Origin of the sequence: Catellicoccus marimammalium M35/04/3, assembly GCF_000313915.1 — a bacterium.
Lineage (GTDB): Bacteria > Bacillota > Bacilli > Lactobacillales > Catellicoccaceae > Catellicoccus > Catellicoccus marimammalium.
Genome location: NZ_AMYT01000007.1, coordinates 88,994 through 103,802 on the forward strand (window position 1 = coordinate 88,994; position 14,809 = coordinate 103,802).

The window sequence follows — 14,809 nt, forward strand, 5'->3', positions numbered from 1 at the left end:
AGAAGAATTAGGAGGAGAGAAAATGGATAAATTTAAAGAACATAATGAAAAATTATTACAAAGCATCGATATTTTAATGGAATATCCATCCATTGAATCAGAACGTAATGTTTATTTGGAATTAGAAAATGCAGTTTTCTTAATGCCAGTAGTCATTGAAAATAAAGAGGATATGACGATTTTAGAAGGTCGTGTCGTACGAGTAACGCCAGGATCTAACTTACGTGTTGCTCAATTCAACGATGAAGAGGGTGCTTCTTTATATCCAGCATTTACGAGTATGGATGAAGTAGATAAATGGGAAGTAGATTTAGAGCAAAATGATATCTACCTATTAGAAATGGATATGCACAGTTATATGGAAATGTTATCAGAAAATGAAAGTGCAGATGGTTTTGTTATTGATCCTTTCCATTACAACTTAGTGATTCGTAATCGCCAATTAGCTCGTTATCAAGAAATTTTACAAGAAGAAAAAGATCGTGAAATGCTACGCAATCCAATGAGTCGTATGATGGATGAATTGCGTGATCATCCTTCTGCTGAATTAGAAGAAAAAATTTATAATGCTTTTGCTAGCTTCCGTTTCTTGATGCCCGTCATTATTCCAAATGAAGAAGATGTGGAATCTGTAACCGAAGAACAAGTTGCAACTATTAAAGAAGATGGCGAAATGCAAGTAATTCCATTGGAAAATGAATCGGGAGAAAAAGTTTTTCCAGCTTTTACTGATTTATATGAGGTCAATAAAGCAGGAATTGATTTAGCAGCCAAAGAACATTATTTAATTGAAATGACTTTTGAACGTTTTGAAGCATTGATTGAGACAAGTGAAGGAGTCAATGGTTTTGCAATTAATCCATTTACTCACAATGTAGTAATTGAAGCTCCTCAATTTGCTCATTATCATGAATTATTATTAGAAGAAGAACAACGTCAAGAAAAAGCACGTTTAGCAGCAGAAGAAGAAGCAATTGAGAATTTAGAAGATGCAGAAGCATATCAAATTAAAAAAGATGCTCACAATGAAGAGCTAGAAAAAGTGTTATCGAAAGAAATGGATGCGCAAGGAAACGTTCACCGTGCATACTTATTAGAAAAAGAATATCTAGATAAAACTCATTACTTAGTAGTTATGGACAAAGAACGCGACGGTAAAAGTATTTTAGGCGATTTACGCGATGCAGCTTATCCAGTTTTACCAGATAAAGAATCCTTAGAATTTTTATCTTATACTGAGCCTGAGGCACAAGAATATGTTAAAGATGTGACTCCATTCTACGAGAAATCACAAAAACGTGGAATTTTTGGTTTGTTTAAAGGTAAAAAATAGCTGTTTTCAAGTTGTTTTCTGAAAAGAAAACAACTTTTTTTATTTTTACATAATGTTTTTTTGTAAAGTCAAATTTCTAAAAAAAAGTTATCGAAAATATATTGGAAAATAGTGGAAATAATTTTTATTTTAATTAAAATAAAAAATGTAAGTTTTGACTTGTGAAAAAAGAACTACTTATAGTATGAAAGTTATAAAGGAAAGGAGACAATTTTATGTCTGAAAAACAAAAAATGGATGCTAAACATTTGATGATCGTTTTTGGATGTATGTTATTACAAGCGATTCCTTATGGTATTGCTCAAAACGTTCCTCCATTGTTCATCAACTACTTAAAACAAGACTTTGGTTTTAGTTTAGCAAGTATCGGATTTATTTTTACAATTGGTGCGGTAGCATCATCATTAGTAGCTCCATTTGGTGGTAAATTTTACGCTAAATTCTCTACTAAATTAGTAATGGTTGGAGGATTAATCTTCTCAGCGATCGGTTTATTCTTGAATGCTATTGCTACACAATTATGGTTATTCTACGTAGCGAATGCAATTATTCAAATTGGTTGTGTAGTTTACTCAGGTTTAGGGGTTCCTTACTTAATCGGAACATGGTTTGATGAAAAATCTAAAGCAAAAGCTTTAGGTATTGCCTTTGCCGGTGGTTCAATTGGTAACTTCTTCTTACAACCATTATTTGCTAACTTATTAAACAAATTAGCGAAAAATAGTGTTGCAGGATTACACAAAGTTTATTTATACGCAGCAATTGCTGCTTTAGTAGTTGGTATCGTTGTATTATTCACAATGATTCATGACCGTAAGATGGCAACATCTTCACAACAAAACACAAGCTCAGAACAAAAACAAGAAATGCCTCAATTACGTGGTATTGGTGCCGCTGCAACTCGTAAATTATCATCATTCTGGATTTTAGCATCTGGTATGTTCTTTATTGGATTAAACGTTTCAGCGCAATCAATGCAATATGCAAACTACTTTGACTCATTACATTTATCAGCAGCTATCGTTGGTACCGTAGGATCAACTTTCGCGATTGCATGTTTAGTTGGTAACGTTGGTGGTGGAGTATTATTCTCTAAATTCGGTGTATTCCACTCAGCAAATATTGCCTTTGTATTACAATTATTATCTGCTGGTGCAATGATCGTTTTAGGTCTAAACCCACATATGACATGGTTAGCTTATGTTTGGGCTGTTTTATATGGATTCACAGTATTCATTTACATGTCAGGTCCAGCCGTAATCGTTCAAGATTTATTCGGTATGAAAGAATCTAGTGAAACATTAGGTATCTTCAGTATCTTCTTTGCGATCGGATTTGCGATTGGTAACGTAATCTTCGGATTTGTTGCAGATTCAATGGGATACGTTCCAGCTTGGATCTCAGTAATCGTATTCATCGTAATTGGTTACTTAATCTTATGCTCAATGATTAAGAAAATCTCTAAAGAAAAATACGCTGAAGTATTAAACTAATGAGATAAGAAAAGAGTTCTTCTTTGAAGAACTCTTTTTTTTGATATAAAAAAAGTCTAGGAATTTTCCTAGACTTTTTCTTCTTTCTTATCTTGTACTTTTTCTTCTTTCTTATCTTGTACTTTTTCTTCTTTCTTATCTTGTACTTTTTCTTCTTTCTTGTCCTTTTCACTAGTTACTTCTTCTTTTCCAGAAGTGTTCGTTACGACTTGTCCGCTGCTAGAAGAGACTACCACTTTCTTTTGTGTTCCATGATGTTCTTTTTGATATTTGTTATAGAAATAATTGAACAATAGGGAAATAACAATAACAATCGCTGCACCAATAATAATGAAAATCATACGTGAACTCATCATTTGTACAGTTGGGAAGTGATCGGTAGCAATCGCTGCATTTAACGAGTTAAAGGTAACAAAAATCATCTTCACAAAGTAATTATTTAAGAATGTGTAGATGTAACTAATTAAGATTAATAATAAAGGTACAATCGTTGGGAAGTGATCCATAATATAGTATAAGAATACGCTATATACGGAAATACCAATAATCGTGGCAATAATACGTTGCCATAATTTTACTTTTGTACTTTGAATATCTAACTCAGTGATAGAAACTACAGTTACGACAATCCAAGAAGTCTTTAAGTCATCTAAGTAGAAACCGATGATGTAAGCAATTACCATTCCAACAATTACTTTAATGATAAATGGCAAATGGTTTTTAAACTCTACAAGAAGAATTTCACGTAAAGAATATGTTTGATTATCTTTATGACTTAAGAAATATACTAGTGAAACAATCAAACCACCAATGAAACTAGCAAGAATCATTTCTGGTGCATCTTCTACCGGTGAGTTAATATTTAAAGCATATAAGAATAAGAAAGGAACGTAAGATTGGAATTGTAAACTAGGTCCCAAGAAAAATAGGAAGATTAATACAGAAATAATAATGATTAAACTTCCAATAAATACGTTATGTGCAATATTAATTAAATAGGGTAATAGCACAGATAACACGAATAGAATTGGGAAGATTAAGCAACACAATCTTCTTGGTAATTGTAAAGAAATACTAGAAAACATTAATAATGCAGTTACAGAAAACGCCGCAATAAAAATACTTTCAGAACCAAAAAAGTGTTGAAATGCACTAACGAAGATTAAAATAAACGCTAGTAGAAAAATGTGTTCGATCAATTGTTTTTTTGTAATCTTTAATTTCAATGAAACTCCACCTTTCTGCACTTGTTCATGCTATTTAATTTTACAAAAATCAAATGATTGATAATCACAAAAAAATTCATTTCTTTTTCGTTTTTTCAATTCAAGAGTGAAAATAATTTTACACACTCTAATTTTAATGTTGACATATGTTGCTAGAAACTGCAAATATATCTTATTAAAATAAGAAAAATTAAAAAATGATTAATCTTTTGTGCGAGAGAACAAGAAAAAATGAATCTTGAAAGTATGGTATAATGAAAAAATACAGGAGGGATGGAAATGAAGAAAATTTTAGTAGTAGATGATGAAAAGCCAATCTCTGATATTGTAAAATTTAATCTAAATAAAGAAGGGTATGAAGTTTTTACTGCCTATGATGGCGAAGAGGCGTTAGAAAAGGTAGAAGAAGTAAACCCAGATTTAATTATTTTAGATTTAATGTTACCAAAAGTAGATGGATTAGAAGTTTGTCGTGAAGTAAGAAAAAATCATGATATGCCAATTATTATGGTTACGGCAAAAGATTCAGAAATTGATAAAATTTTAGGACTAGAATTAGGCGCAGATGACTATGTAACAAAACCATTTTCAAATCGTGAATTAGTAGCTCGAGTAAAAGCGAATCTACGTCGTCATACAACGAGTGCTGCTCCTGTGGAAGAAAAACAAAAAAATCAGGAATTAACGATTGGAAATATTACGATTTATCCTGATGCTTATAATGTTTCTAAAGATGGGACAATGATCGAATTGACTCATCGTGAATTTGAATTGCTTTATTACTTAGCAAAACATTTAGGACAAGTGGTTACTCGTGAACACTTATTACAAACAGTATGGGGCTATGATTATTTTGGCGATGTTCGTACGGTAGATGTAACGGTTCGTCGTTTGCGAGAAAAGATTGAAGATAATCCAAGTCACCCAAACTGGTTAATGACTCGTCGTGGAGTGGGATATTATTTGAAGAGTCCAGAACAGGATGGAACGAATGCGTAAAACGAAAAAAAGACATTTTTTTTCTTCTATTCATGTTAAAATCGCTACGGTATTCACACTTTTACTTTTAGTATTTGTTGAGATTGTCGGAGCGATTTTTATTCGTGGTTTAGAAGAAACAACCATTAATAATTTTGAAACTACGACAAATGAACAAGTAGAAATGTTGGCCAATAATTTAGGGATGGATCTTTCAGAACACCCAAAAGATACGGGGTTAATTCAACAGCGAATTATTGATTTTACAAAAAATAATATTTTAGAAGTTCGAGTCATTAATAATAAAGGAATCATTTTGGCTGCGACAAGTAAGCGTCAATCAAAAAATAATATTGGTCAAAAAAATGAATATGGAATTTTAAATGATTTAATTGTTCATCATGCGGTTGAACGTGATCCACAAACGAATCGTCGGATTTATACGAATGTACAACCTATTTATTCCACTTCAGGAGATACGGTGATTGGAGCAGTATATGTAGAAAGTGATTTAGAACGTCAATATGAGCAAGTATTGCAAACAACGATTATCTTTTTAACGGCTGCTTTAATTGCGATGGGAATATGTTTAATTATTGCGATTTTTGTTTCTCGTCAATTGACAAAACCGATTGATGAAATGCAAAAGCAAGCACAAAAAATTGCTCGAGGGGATTACTCTAGCAAAGTAAAAGTTTATGGGAACGATGAATTAGGCCAATTAGGAGAAACCTTTAATGAATTATCTGATCGTGTAGAAGAATCACAAGAAGTATTAGAAGGAGAACGACATCGTTTGGATAGTATTCTTCGTCATATGACCGATGGAGTGATTGCGACAGATCGTCGAGGCAGAATTTTAATTATCAATGAGATGGCTCAGCAAATTATGAATACGACGTTAGAAAAAGTCGAAGGGACTTCAATTTTAGATTTTCTTGGTTGGCGAGGAACTTATCGTTTGAAAGATCTGTTTGCACAAGAGTCTTCGATTTTTGTTCATCGAGAAGTCGATGGAGTTCAAACGATTTTGAAGGCAGATTTATCGGTCATTCGTCAAGAAAATGGATTTGTGAATGGTCTAGTCTGTGTCTTACATGATGTAACCGAACAAGAAAAAAATGAGGAAGAACGTCGTAACTTTGTTTCTAATGTTTCTCATGAATTAAGAACTCCGTTGACGAGCATGCGTAGTTACTTAGAAGCATTAAATGATGGAGCTTGGCAAGATCCAGAATTAGCACCACAGTTTTTAAAAGTAACTCAAGAAGAAACAGAGCGTATGATTCGTATGATTTCTGATTTACTAAATCTTTCACGAATGGATGCAGGTCGCAGTCCATTAAATCTAGAAATGATTCAATTAAATGGTATGTTGAACTTTATTTTAGATCGTTTTGATATGTTAATTGAAAAAGAAGAATTAAATTATCAAATCGTACGTGAATTTACTCGTCGTGATTTATTTGTTGAAGCAGATAAAGATAAATTAATGCAAGTCTTTGATAATATTTTAAACAACGCGATGAAGTATTCGCCAAAAGGTGGAACCATCACTGTTCGTTTAATTGAAACTCATAGTGAAGCCATTGTGGCTATTAGTGATGAAGGAATGGGAATTCCGAAAAAAGATTTAGGAAAAGTTTTTGATCGTTTCTATCGGGTAGACAAAGCTCGTAGTCGAGAAATGGGAGGAACCGGATTAGGATTAGCGATTTCCAAAGAAGTAATTACAGCACATGGTGGAAAAATTTGGGTAGATAGTACAGAAGGTAAAGGTTCTACTTTCTTTATTTCCTTGCCATATGAAACTTTTGATGAAGAGGAGGATTGGGGATGAAAACGATTCGTAAATATAGCGTCCGAGTAGGACTAATCTTAATGATTCTTCTAAGCCTTTTTCTTTTATTGAAAATTAGTATGGGTGTTAGTGTGAGTCAGCCACTAGAAAAAGAGGGAATTGCTCCATCAGAAGTGAGAAGTCGAAAAGAATTATTATTGCCGACTCAAGCTTATGTAAAAACACAAAAAGAAGTATATTTTATTGGTAAAGAGCAAAAATTAAAACAAATATTAGAACAAACAGCAAAAAATCGTTGGGGAAGTTTTCGTTGTATTACTAAAAATGTAGAAAAAGAATGGACAGAATTACATCGAAAGGCAAACTGGCTAGAATTACAATATGCTGGAAGTATGGACTATGATACTTTTGCCAATACGTATCATTTTCCAGTCAATAGTTCCTTGTCGAATTTAAATTTTGCGAATATTTTTTATGATTGGGAACGAAGAGAACTTTATTTTTTAGATAAGAAACATAAAGAACTCTATTTATTAGAATTAAAAGGAGCCATGGAGCCTACCTTAGATGAAGTGAAAGAAAAAGTAAATCGAAATTTTGCAGTTGAATATTTAGGGAAAGACATCTATGGATTAAAAGAAGAGATGGAATTACCAAACTATCGATATTTAACGAGCATATCTTCTTATACTTTATTTTTACAAACTTTATTTAGTAATTCAGGAAATATGACGACAAAAGGAGAAGGACCAGTTCTTGATTTCCGTAATGAAAATGGCGAAAATCTATGTATCAATAATCAAACAGGGATTGTCCATTTCCAAAAACCAAAATCAGAAGATGAAAATATTGACCATTACTTTTTAGAAGTAGTAGGTCAATTAGGATCGACGATTGGGCCAATGCGTTATTTCACAAATCAAGGTTCAGAAATTCAATATCGTTGTTTTGTTGAAGGATATCCTATTTTTGCTTCAAATTATGGTTCAAGTGTTGTTTTAAAACAGCAAGATCGTCAATTAGATATTTGGTTAAATCAAATCAATTTACAATTGCCATTGCCTTGCAATAGTAAAACAAAAGTACAATCAGCAAAAGAAGTGTGGAAACAATTAAATCAACGAATAGATGAAAAGGAAATTCAAGATATGAAGCTTGGATATCATTGGAAAAAAGATAAAGAAAATGACCAAGCGGTTCTTTTACTTCCGACTTGGTTTGTAGAATATAAAGGACAGTGGAAAGAAGTAGATGAAGTCATCAATAAAGGAGGAGCGCGATGAATTACCGTAAAATAGAATTTATTTTTCTCATTACGTTTTTCCTTTTAAATGGATATCTTTTTCTGACACTTTATAACGAAGAAAAAACAAGTAAAAATATTGGAAATACGAATGATTCTATCGAAGAAATTTTAAAAAAAGAAGGCGTGACTTTAGAAACTACTTTAGATACAAAACAACGATATGGTTATTATCTAGAAGGAAAACGAGCAGTTTTAGAAAAAGAAGCAAAAACATTAAAAGCACAAACGGTATCTGCAACAAAATATAAAATTAAAAGTCAATTGCAATCTCCGATTATCGTAAAAGGGGAGGAATCCTTATCTTTAGATTTAAAGGATTTTATGTCACAAAAAGAAAACTTTATTCAAGGAGATCAATATCATTATTTCCCATATATTTTAAATAAGAAAAATATTTGTTATGCTCAAAGTTATGAAGGGATTCCGATTGATGATACCTCAGCTCAAGTAGTGTTCCATGTGGAAGAAAATGAGAAAGAGAAGAAAGTAGAAAAATATGAGCAACAACAGCTAGCAGAAATTAAACCATTAAGAGATAAAATGGAATTGATTCGAGGAGAAGATGCGGCTTATACTCTATTTTTAAATAATAAATTAACACGAGGAGATACCATTGAATGGTTATCCTTAGCTTATGCAAAAGTATATCAAGAAAAAGATAGTTTCGTTTATTTGCCGATTTGGATGGTCAATGTAAAAAACAATAGTAATATCGAAGAAATTTATCGTGTTAATGCGTTGACGAATCATTTAATGGGGAATAATAATAAAGATATTGAAAGGGGAGAAGAATAAAGTGAAAGTTAGTATTTTATCTAGCGGAAGCGAAGGAAATTCCCTTTATATTGAAGGTGAACGACAACGAATTTTGTTAGATGCTGGACTAAGTGGAAAAAAAATCGAAGAACGAATGCATAGTATCGATCGAGAGATGAAAGATGTGGATGCGATTTTTGTCACTCATGAGCATAGTGACCACATTAAAGGATTAGGAGTTTTAGCCAAACGTTACGGTTGTGATGTTTATGCCAATGAAAAGACATGGTGTGAAATTTTAGAAAAATATCCGAAAATTCCTAAAGAACAAATTTGCTGTATCGAACCAGGTGAGGTAAAATTGTTGGAAGATTTAGAAATTGAAGCCTTTCCAGTATCGCATGATACGGTCAATCCTCAGTTTTATACGGTAAGACAAGGAGATAAGAGTTTTGTTGAATTAACTGATACTGGATATTGTAGCGAACGATTGTATCAACAATTAGGAAATGCCAATATGTATTTAATGGAAACCAATCATGATGTAAACATGTTGCGATTTGGACCTTACCCTTGGCATTTAAAACAGAGAATTTTAGGAGATACAGGACATTTATCTAATGAAGATGGTGCGTATGCATTAGGAGAAATGATAGGGAATCAAACAAAAAACGTTTTTCTAGGACATCTTAGTCCTAAAAATAATATGCCACAATTAGCAAGAGAAGTGGTGACTGATTATTTAACCAAAAAAGATATCCCCATTCAAAATGGAATTCAATTGCATGATACTTCACCAGCACAAGCAAGTCCATTAATAGAAGTCATTTAATTTCACTAAGAAATATGATATAGTAAATAGGAGGAATAGAAGTGAAAAATAATAAAGTAGCATTAGCTTGTTCGGTTTGTGGGTCTCGTAACTACACGAAGAATATTTCTGAAGCTCAACGTGCTTCTCGCTTAGAAATTAAAAAATATTGTAAATATTGTGGAACACATACAATTCACCGAGCAACTAAATAAAAGGAGAACATAATGAAAAAAATCGGACAATTTTTTAAAAGTGTTGCTCATGAAATGCGTCTTGTAACATGGCCTACTGGGAAACAATGGCGAAAAGATGTATTAACGGTTATCGAAATGACACTTATTTTTGCTATTTTCTTCGCCGTAGCGGACTGGGGATTAACGCATTTGATGAGTTTTATTTTGAAATAAGAGAATTAGGATATAGCGTGAAATCATATCAATATGTGATGAATCGCTTTTTTATTTTGAAATAAGCATAGAAAGAGGAATGAGATGGAGACATTTGAAAAACAGTGGTATGTTTTACATACTTACTCAGGTTATGAAAACAAAGTAAAAGAGAATTTATTATCTCGTGCTCAAAGCATGGGAATGGAAGAATATATTTTCCGTGTTTGTGTACCAGAAGAAGAAGAACGTGGAATTACAAAAACAGGGAAAGAAAAAGTTACAACACATAAAATTTTCCCTGGCTATGTTTTAGTCGAAATGGTAATGACTGATGAATCTTGGTATATCGTTCGTAATACACCAGGAGTAACTGGCTTTGTGGGTTCTCACGGCGCTGGAAGTAAACCTGCTCCATTATTACCAGAAGAAGTAGATACAATTTTAAATGAAATGGATCAAAGTGTTACGCATGAACGTCCATTTGCGATTGGCGATAAAGTACGTATTATTTCTGGATCATTTGAAGGATTTACAGGAGAAATTAAAGACTTTAATGATGAAGAACATAGTGTTTACCTATTAGCAGATATGGGAAATACCAATTGCGAAATTGAAGTAGGTAGTAACGAAATTGAACAATTGTAAAAAAAGAGGTGCGTTGAGCACCTTTTTTTGTTAGGAGATAGGATAATGAAAAAGAAACGTGGAATTTTACTCATTGTAGTGATTTTGCTTTTAGGAGGAATGCTTTTCTTCCTTGGAAAAGGAAAAAATAAAAAAGCTGAGCCTATTCCTAATAAAAAAAGTGGTGTCACTACAGTGATGATTCATGGAACTCCTTCTGATGAACATGTTTTTGACCGATTAACAAAAGAACTAGAAGAAAAAGGTGGAACAAAAGAACCATTGCTTATTGTTTCGCGCGATGGAGAGATCCAATTGGATGGCGAATGGAAACCAGCAAAGCATCCTTTGGTTCAAGTTCGTTTCTCTTATAATGATGCTCCTGATGCTTTACAAGCAGAATGGTTAAGCCGAGTGTTTTCTTGGTTGCAAGAACATAGGGTCAATGCGATTGATTATATTGCTCATTCTCAAGGTGGGGTAGCATTAGCTTTCTATTTGGCTCAACAACAATATAAACAAGAAAATCCCATTCAATTACAAAAAGTAGTAACTTTGGGCTCTCCTTATAATGAATTAGGAAAACAAGTGGACAAAAACGATCGATTAATTGCCAGTCCTACATTAAAAACGATTGAAAAAGGATTTTCTGAACATAAAGTTCAATGTGGACCTTGGTTAAATATTGCAGGAGAAATTAACGCAACAGATGATGGAATTGTTCCTATTGAAAGTGTTAAATCTTTAGAAAGTGTTCTCAATAAAGAGGGAATTAAAAATCAATTTCTTCTTTTAAGTGATTTAGGGCACAGTGATCTTCCTGTAGATTCCTTAGTTTTTGAGGAAATTAATAAATTTCTTGTTTGGCCAGAAAAAAAGGTTGAAAAATAAAAAAAAATTATGTATGATATGGAAGTATACGTGGGAGGAGAAATCTTGAGCTCCATTCAACCACATCACGGTCTTAAGGAGGTATGACTCGTGGCTAAAAAAGTAGAAAAAATTGTTAAATTGCAAATTCCTGCAGGTAAAGCAACACCAGCTCCACCAGTAGGTCCTGCATTAGGTCAAGCAGGTATCAACATCATGGGATTCACTAAAGAATTCAATGCTCGTACAGCTGACCAAGCAGGTATGATTATTCCAGTAGTAATCTCAGTTTATGAAGATCGTTCATTCGACTTCATCACAAAAACACCACCTGCAGCAGTATTATTGAAAAAAGCTGCTAAAGTGGAAAAAGGTTCTGGTGAACCAAACCGTACAAAAGTAGCGTCTGTTACAAAAGAACAAGTACGTGAAATTGCAGAAACAAAAATGCCTGACCTAAACGCTGCGAATGTAGAAGCTGCAATGCGCATGGTAGAAGGTACTGCACGAAGCATGGGTATTACAATCGCTGAATAATTCAGTGAGCAAATGCTTCTCAGTTTGATGTCATTGAAAAATGAGATCATGTGGGAGGTACTACCGTTATAACCACAATATAGGAGGATGAAAATGGCTAAAAAAAGCAAAAAAATGCAAGAAGCATTAAAGAAAGTTAACTCAAACGAGTTATATTCAGTAAATGAAGCAGTTGCTTTAGCAAAAGAAACAAACTTTGCTAACTTTGACGCAACAGTAGAAGTTGCTTACCGTTTAAACGTTGACCCTAAAAAAGCGGATCAACAAATTCGTGGAGCAGTTGTTTTACCAAATGGTACTGGTAAAACTCAACGTGTATTAGTATTTGCAAAAGGCGAAAAAGCAAAAGAAGCTCAAGCTGCAGGTGCTGATTACGTAGGCGATGAAGATATGGTTCAAAAAATCCAAGAAGGATGGTTTGACTTTGATGTTGTCGTTGCAACACCAGATATGATGGCACAAGTAGGTCGTTTAGGACGTGTATTAGGACCTAAAGGATTAATGCCAAACCCTAAAACAGGAACAGTTACTATGGATGTAACAAAAGCTGTTGAAGAAGTAAAAGCTGGTAAAGTTACTTACCGTGTTGATAAAGCTGGTAACATTCATGTTCCAATCGGTAAAGTTTCATTTGATACAGATAAATTAGTAGAAAACTTTGCAACAATCAACGACGTAGTAGCAAAAGCTCGTCCAGCTGCAGTTAAAGGATCATACATCAAAAATATCAGCGTAACTACTACATTCGGACCTGGTATCCATGTAAATCCTGCTTCTTTCTAATTTGAAAGATAAAATCCAAGAGTGAGAATTTTCTCACTCTTTTTTTTGTAAAAAAAGTTTGACGAAAAGAAATGTACATGATATATTAATAAAGGTTATAAGTGCCGAAGACAGTAGGTGTGAGCAATCACTTAATTTCCTACCCGAGGACAATGATTTAAAATCATAACGTCTCTCTATGTCTGCGGTGACATGGAGTTTTTTTATTTCATGTCTAGCAAAAAATAGGAGGTGAAATCGATGAGTGAAGCAAATATCGCTAAAAAAGCGCAATTAGTAGAAGAAGTTGCTGCTAAATTTGAAGCCGCTGCTTCAGTAGTAATCGTTGACTACCGTGGTTTAACAGTAGAACAAGCAACTGAATTACGTAAACAATTACGTGAAGCAGGTGTTGAAATGAAAGTTATCAAAAACGGTATCTTAACACGTGCTGCACAAAAAGCAGGTTTAGAAGGATTAGACGAAGTATTTACTGGTCCTACAGCTGTTGCCTTCAGTAATGAAGACGTAGTAGCTCCTGCAAAAATCATGAATGATTTTGCTAAAACAGCAGAAGCATTAGAAATTAAAGGTGGTATCATCGAAGGTAAAGTATCTTCAGTGGAAGCAATCAAAGAATTGGCTGCTTTACCAAACCGCGAAGGTTTACTATCTATGTTACTATCTGTTCTTCAAGCTCCAGTTCGCAACGTGGCATACGCTATCAACGCTGTTGCGGATGCAAAAGAAGAAGACGTGGCATAATTGCTGCCTAATATAACGAAACAATTAAAAAGAAAGAATTATTAATCGGAGGATATTATAATGGCATTAAACATTGAAAATATCGTTGCTGAATTAAAAGAAGCAACTATCTTAGAATTAAACGACTTAGTAAAAGCTATCGAAGAAGAATTTGGCGTATCTGCTGCTGCTCCTGTAGCTGTAGCTGCTGCTGGTGGTGCTGAAGGTGGCGCTGAACAAACTGAATTCACTGTTGAATTAACTTCAGCTGGTGATCAAAAAGTTAAAGTTATCAAAGCTGTACGTGAAGCTACAGGTTTAGGTCTTAAAGACGCTAAAGCTTTAGTTGATGGTGCTCCAGCTCCAGTTAAAGAAAACGTAGCTAAAGAAGAAGCAGAAGCATTAAAAGCAGCTTTAGAAGAAGCTGGTGCTTCAGTAACATTAAAATAATTTCTATTGAAATTTTAACTCCCAGTTTGTCTGGGAGTTTTTTTGTTGTAAAAAATCGTTTGACAATTATCTTTTTATTGCTTTAAATAATACTATATGAATCTAGATGGATTTATAAGAGTACTTCTTATTCCATTGATAAAAAAGAGTAGGAGTAAAATATGACTAATTTTGTAGAACAAAAAGCTTATGCTTACGTCAAAAAAAATGATTATCCACTTTGGAAAACTCTAGATATTAAAGAAAAAGTTGGTAAGACAGCAATTTGTTATCAAGAATTTTTCAAAATTAATGGAATTTATCATCATGATAATGGGAAACGTTATGTTGAGTTAGTGCGAGATAATGGAGACTGGATAGGATTTGTTAATGCCAATGCTTGTGCCATTAATGAGGAACCTATTAGCGATTTTGAAATCCTAGAAAAAGAAGGAAAAGTAATTCAAAAAGGATATCCTTTATGGCAAAATTTACAGTTTGATCTATTTTATGATTACAGTGATGTGTTTTTTAATGAAACGATGTATATTTTAGGATATTATACTCATTTGTCTGGAACTATTTATTATTCTTTATATGATCAAGAACATATTTGGCAAGGATATGTTGAATCTTCTGTTGTGGAACTGATTGAGGATTAATATTATTTTATAGATAAAAAAATAGAAAAAAGTACTTGCATATCTATAGATATATTGTTATTATATAGAAGTCGACAACGACAGT

At 33.2% G+C, this 14,809-nt stretch carries 17 protein-coding genes and 1 other annotated feature; of the genes, 16 read left to right on the plus strand and 1 reads right to left on the minus strand.

Going from position 1 to position 14,809, the window contains the following annotated elements; translation table 11 throughout:
- Positions 1-22 precede the first annotated feature (22 nt).
- Positions 23-1,333 carry an enhanced serine sensitivity protein SseB C-terminal domain-containing protein gene (locus C683_RS00970; protein ID WP_009488416.1) on the plus strand — a complete coding sequence of 437 codons (1,311 nt, stop codon included), beginning with the start codon at positions 23-25 and terminating at the stop codon, positions 1,331-1,333.
- 215 nt (positions 1,334-1,548) lie between these two features.
- The gene (locus tag C683_RS00975) at positions 1,549-2,826 is read left to right on the plus strand and encodes a conjugated bile salt MFS transporter (protein ID WP_009488418.1); all 1,278 of its coding nucleotides are present in this window, start codon (positions 1,549-1,551) and stop codon (positions 2,824-2,826) included.
- A gap of 68 nt (positions 2,827-2,894) precedes the next feature.
- Here C683_RS00975 and C683_RS00980 read toward each other — a convergent pair whose 3' ends face one another.
- Positions 2,895-4,052, minus strand: coding sequence for an FUSC family protein (locus tag C683_RS00980; protein ID WP_009488420.1), 1,158 nt, complete (start codon positions 4,050-4,052; stop codon positions 2,895-2,897).
- A 279-nt stretch (positions 4,053-4,331) separates the two neighbouring features.
- Here C683_RS00980 and yycF point away from each other — a divergent pair, with 279 nt between their 5' ends.
- From yycF to C683_RS01050, 14 genes are all read left to right on the plus strand, one after another.
- A complete protein-coding gene (gene yycF, locus C683_RS00985) occupies positions 4,332-5,051 on the plus strand; it encodes a response regulator YycF (RefSeq protein WP_009488422.1) in 720 nt (239 codons plus the stop codon).
- The gene (gene walK, locus C683_RS00990; RefSeq protein WP_009488424.1) at positions 5,044-6,870 is read left to right on the plus strand and encodes a cell wall metabolism sensor histidine kinase WalK; all 1,827 of its coding nucleotides are present in this window, start codon (positions 5,044-5,046) and stop codon (positions 6,868-6,870) included. The genes yycF and walK overlap by 8 nt, the downstream gene beginning before the upstream one ends.
- Positions 6,867-8,114, plus strand: coding sequence for a two-component system activity regulator YycH (yycH, locus tag C683_RS00995; RefSeq protein ID WP_009488426.1), 1,248 nt, complete (start codon positions 6,867-6,869; stop codon positions 8,112-8,114). The genes walK and yycH overlap by 4 nt, the downstream gene beginning before the upstream one ends.
- Positions 8,111-8,932: a two-component system regulatory protein YycI gene (gene yycI, locus C683_RS01000; protein WP_009488428.1), complete on the plus strand. Its 822-nt coding sequence runs from the start codon at positions 8,111-8,113 to the stop codon at positions 8,930-8,932. Before yycH ends, yycI begins: the two co-directional genes overlap by 4 nt.
- A gap of 1 nt (position 8,933) precedes the next feature.
- Positions 8,934-9,725 carry an MBL fold metallo-hydrolase gene (locus C683_RS01005; protein ID WP_009488430.1) on the plus strand — a complete coding sequence of 264 codons (792 nt, stop codon included), beginning with the start codon at positions 8,934-8,936 and terminating at the stop codon, positions 9,723-9,725.
- 41 nt (positions 9,726-9,766) lie between these two features.
- The gene (rpmG, locus tag C683_RS01010) at positions 9,767-9,919 is read left to right on the plus strand and encodes a 50S ribosomal protein L33 (RefSeq protein ID WP_009488432.1); all 153 of its coding nucleotides are present in this window, start codon (positions 9,767-9,769) and stop codon (positions 9,917-9,919) included.
- A 12-nt stretch (positions 9,920-9,931) separates the two neighbouring features.
- Positions 9,932-10,114: a preprotein translocase subunit SecE gene (secE, locus tag C683_RS01015; RefSeq protein WP_009488434.1), complete on the plus strand. Its 183-nt coding sequence runs from the start codon at positions 9,932-9,934 to the stop codon at positions 10,112-10,114.
- Positions 10,115-10,198: 84 nt separating this feature from the next.
- Positions 10,199-10,741 (plus strand): transcription termination/antitermination protein NusG, encoded by a 543-nt coding sequence (gene nusG / locus C683_RS01020; RefSeq protein WP_009488436.1) that lies wholly within the window; start codon positions 10,199-10,201, stop codon positions 10,739-10,741.
- A 45-nt stretch (positions 10,742-10,786) separates the two neighbouring features.
- Positions 10,787-11,611 carry an alpha/beta hydrolase gene (locus C683_RS01025; protein ID WP_009488438.1) on the plus strand — a complete coding sequence of 275 codons (825 nt, stop codon included), beginning with the start codon at positions 10,787-10,789 and terminating at the stop codon, positions 11,609-11,611.
- 90 nt (positions 11,612-11,701) lie between these two features.
- Positions 11,702-12,127, plus strand: a complete 426-nt coding sequence (gene rplK / locus C683_RS01030) for a 50S ribosomal protein L11 (RefSeq protein WP_009488440.1) — start codon at positions 11,702-11,704, stop codon at positions 12,125-12,127.
- Positions 12,128-12,220: 93 nt separating this feature from the next.
- On the plus strand, positions 12,221-12,910 hold the full coding sequence (gene rplA, locus C683_RS01035) for a 50S ribosomal protein L1 (protein ID WP_009488442.1): 690 nt from the start codon (positions 12,221-12,223) through the stop codon (positions 12,908-12,910).
- Between the two features lie 86 nt (positions 12,911-12,996).
- Positions 12,997-13,124: a sequence feature (ribosomal protein L10 leader region), on the plus strand.
- A 26-nt stretch (positions 13,125-13,150) separates the two neighbouring features.
- Positions 13,151-13,654, plus strand: a complete 504-nt coding sequence (gene rplJ, locus C683_RS01040; protein ID WP_009488444.1) for a 50S ribosomal protein L10 — start codon at positions 13,151-13,153, stop codon at positions 13,652-13,654.
- A 60-nt stretch (positions 13,655-13,714) separates the two neighbouring features.
- On the plus strand, positions 13,715-14,083 hold the full coding sequence (gene rplL, locus C683_RS01045; protein WP_009488446.1) for a 50S ribosomal protein L7/L12: 369 nt from the start codon (positions 13,715-13,717) through the stop codon (positions 14,081-14,083).
- A gap of 161 nt (positions 14,084-14,244) precedes the next feature.
- On the plus strand, positions 14,245-14,724 hold the full coding sequence (locus C683_RS01050) for a hypothetical protein (RefSeq protein ID WP_009488448.1): 480 nt from the start codon (positions 14,245-14,247) through the stop codon (positions 14,722-14,724).
- The last annotated feature ends 85 nt before the right edge of the window (positions 14,725-14,809 follow it).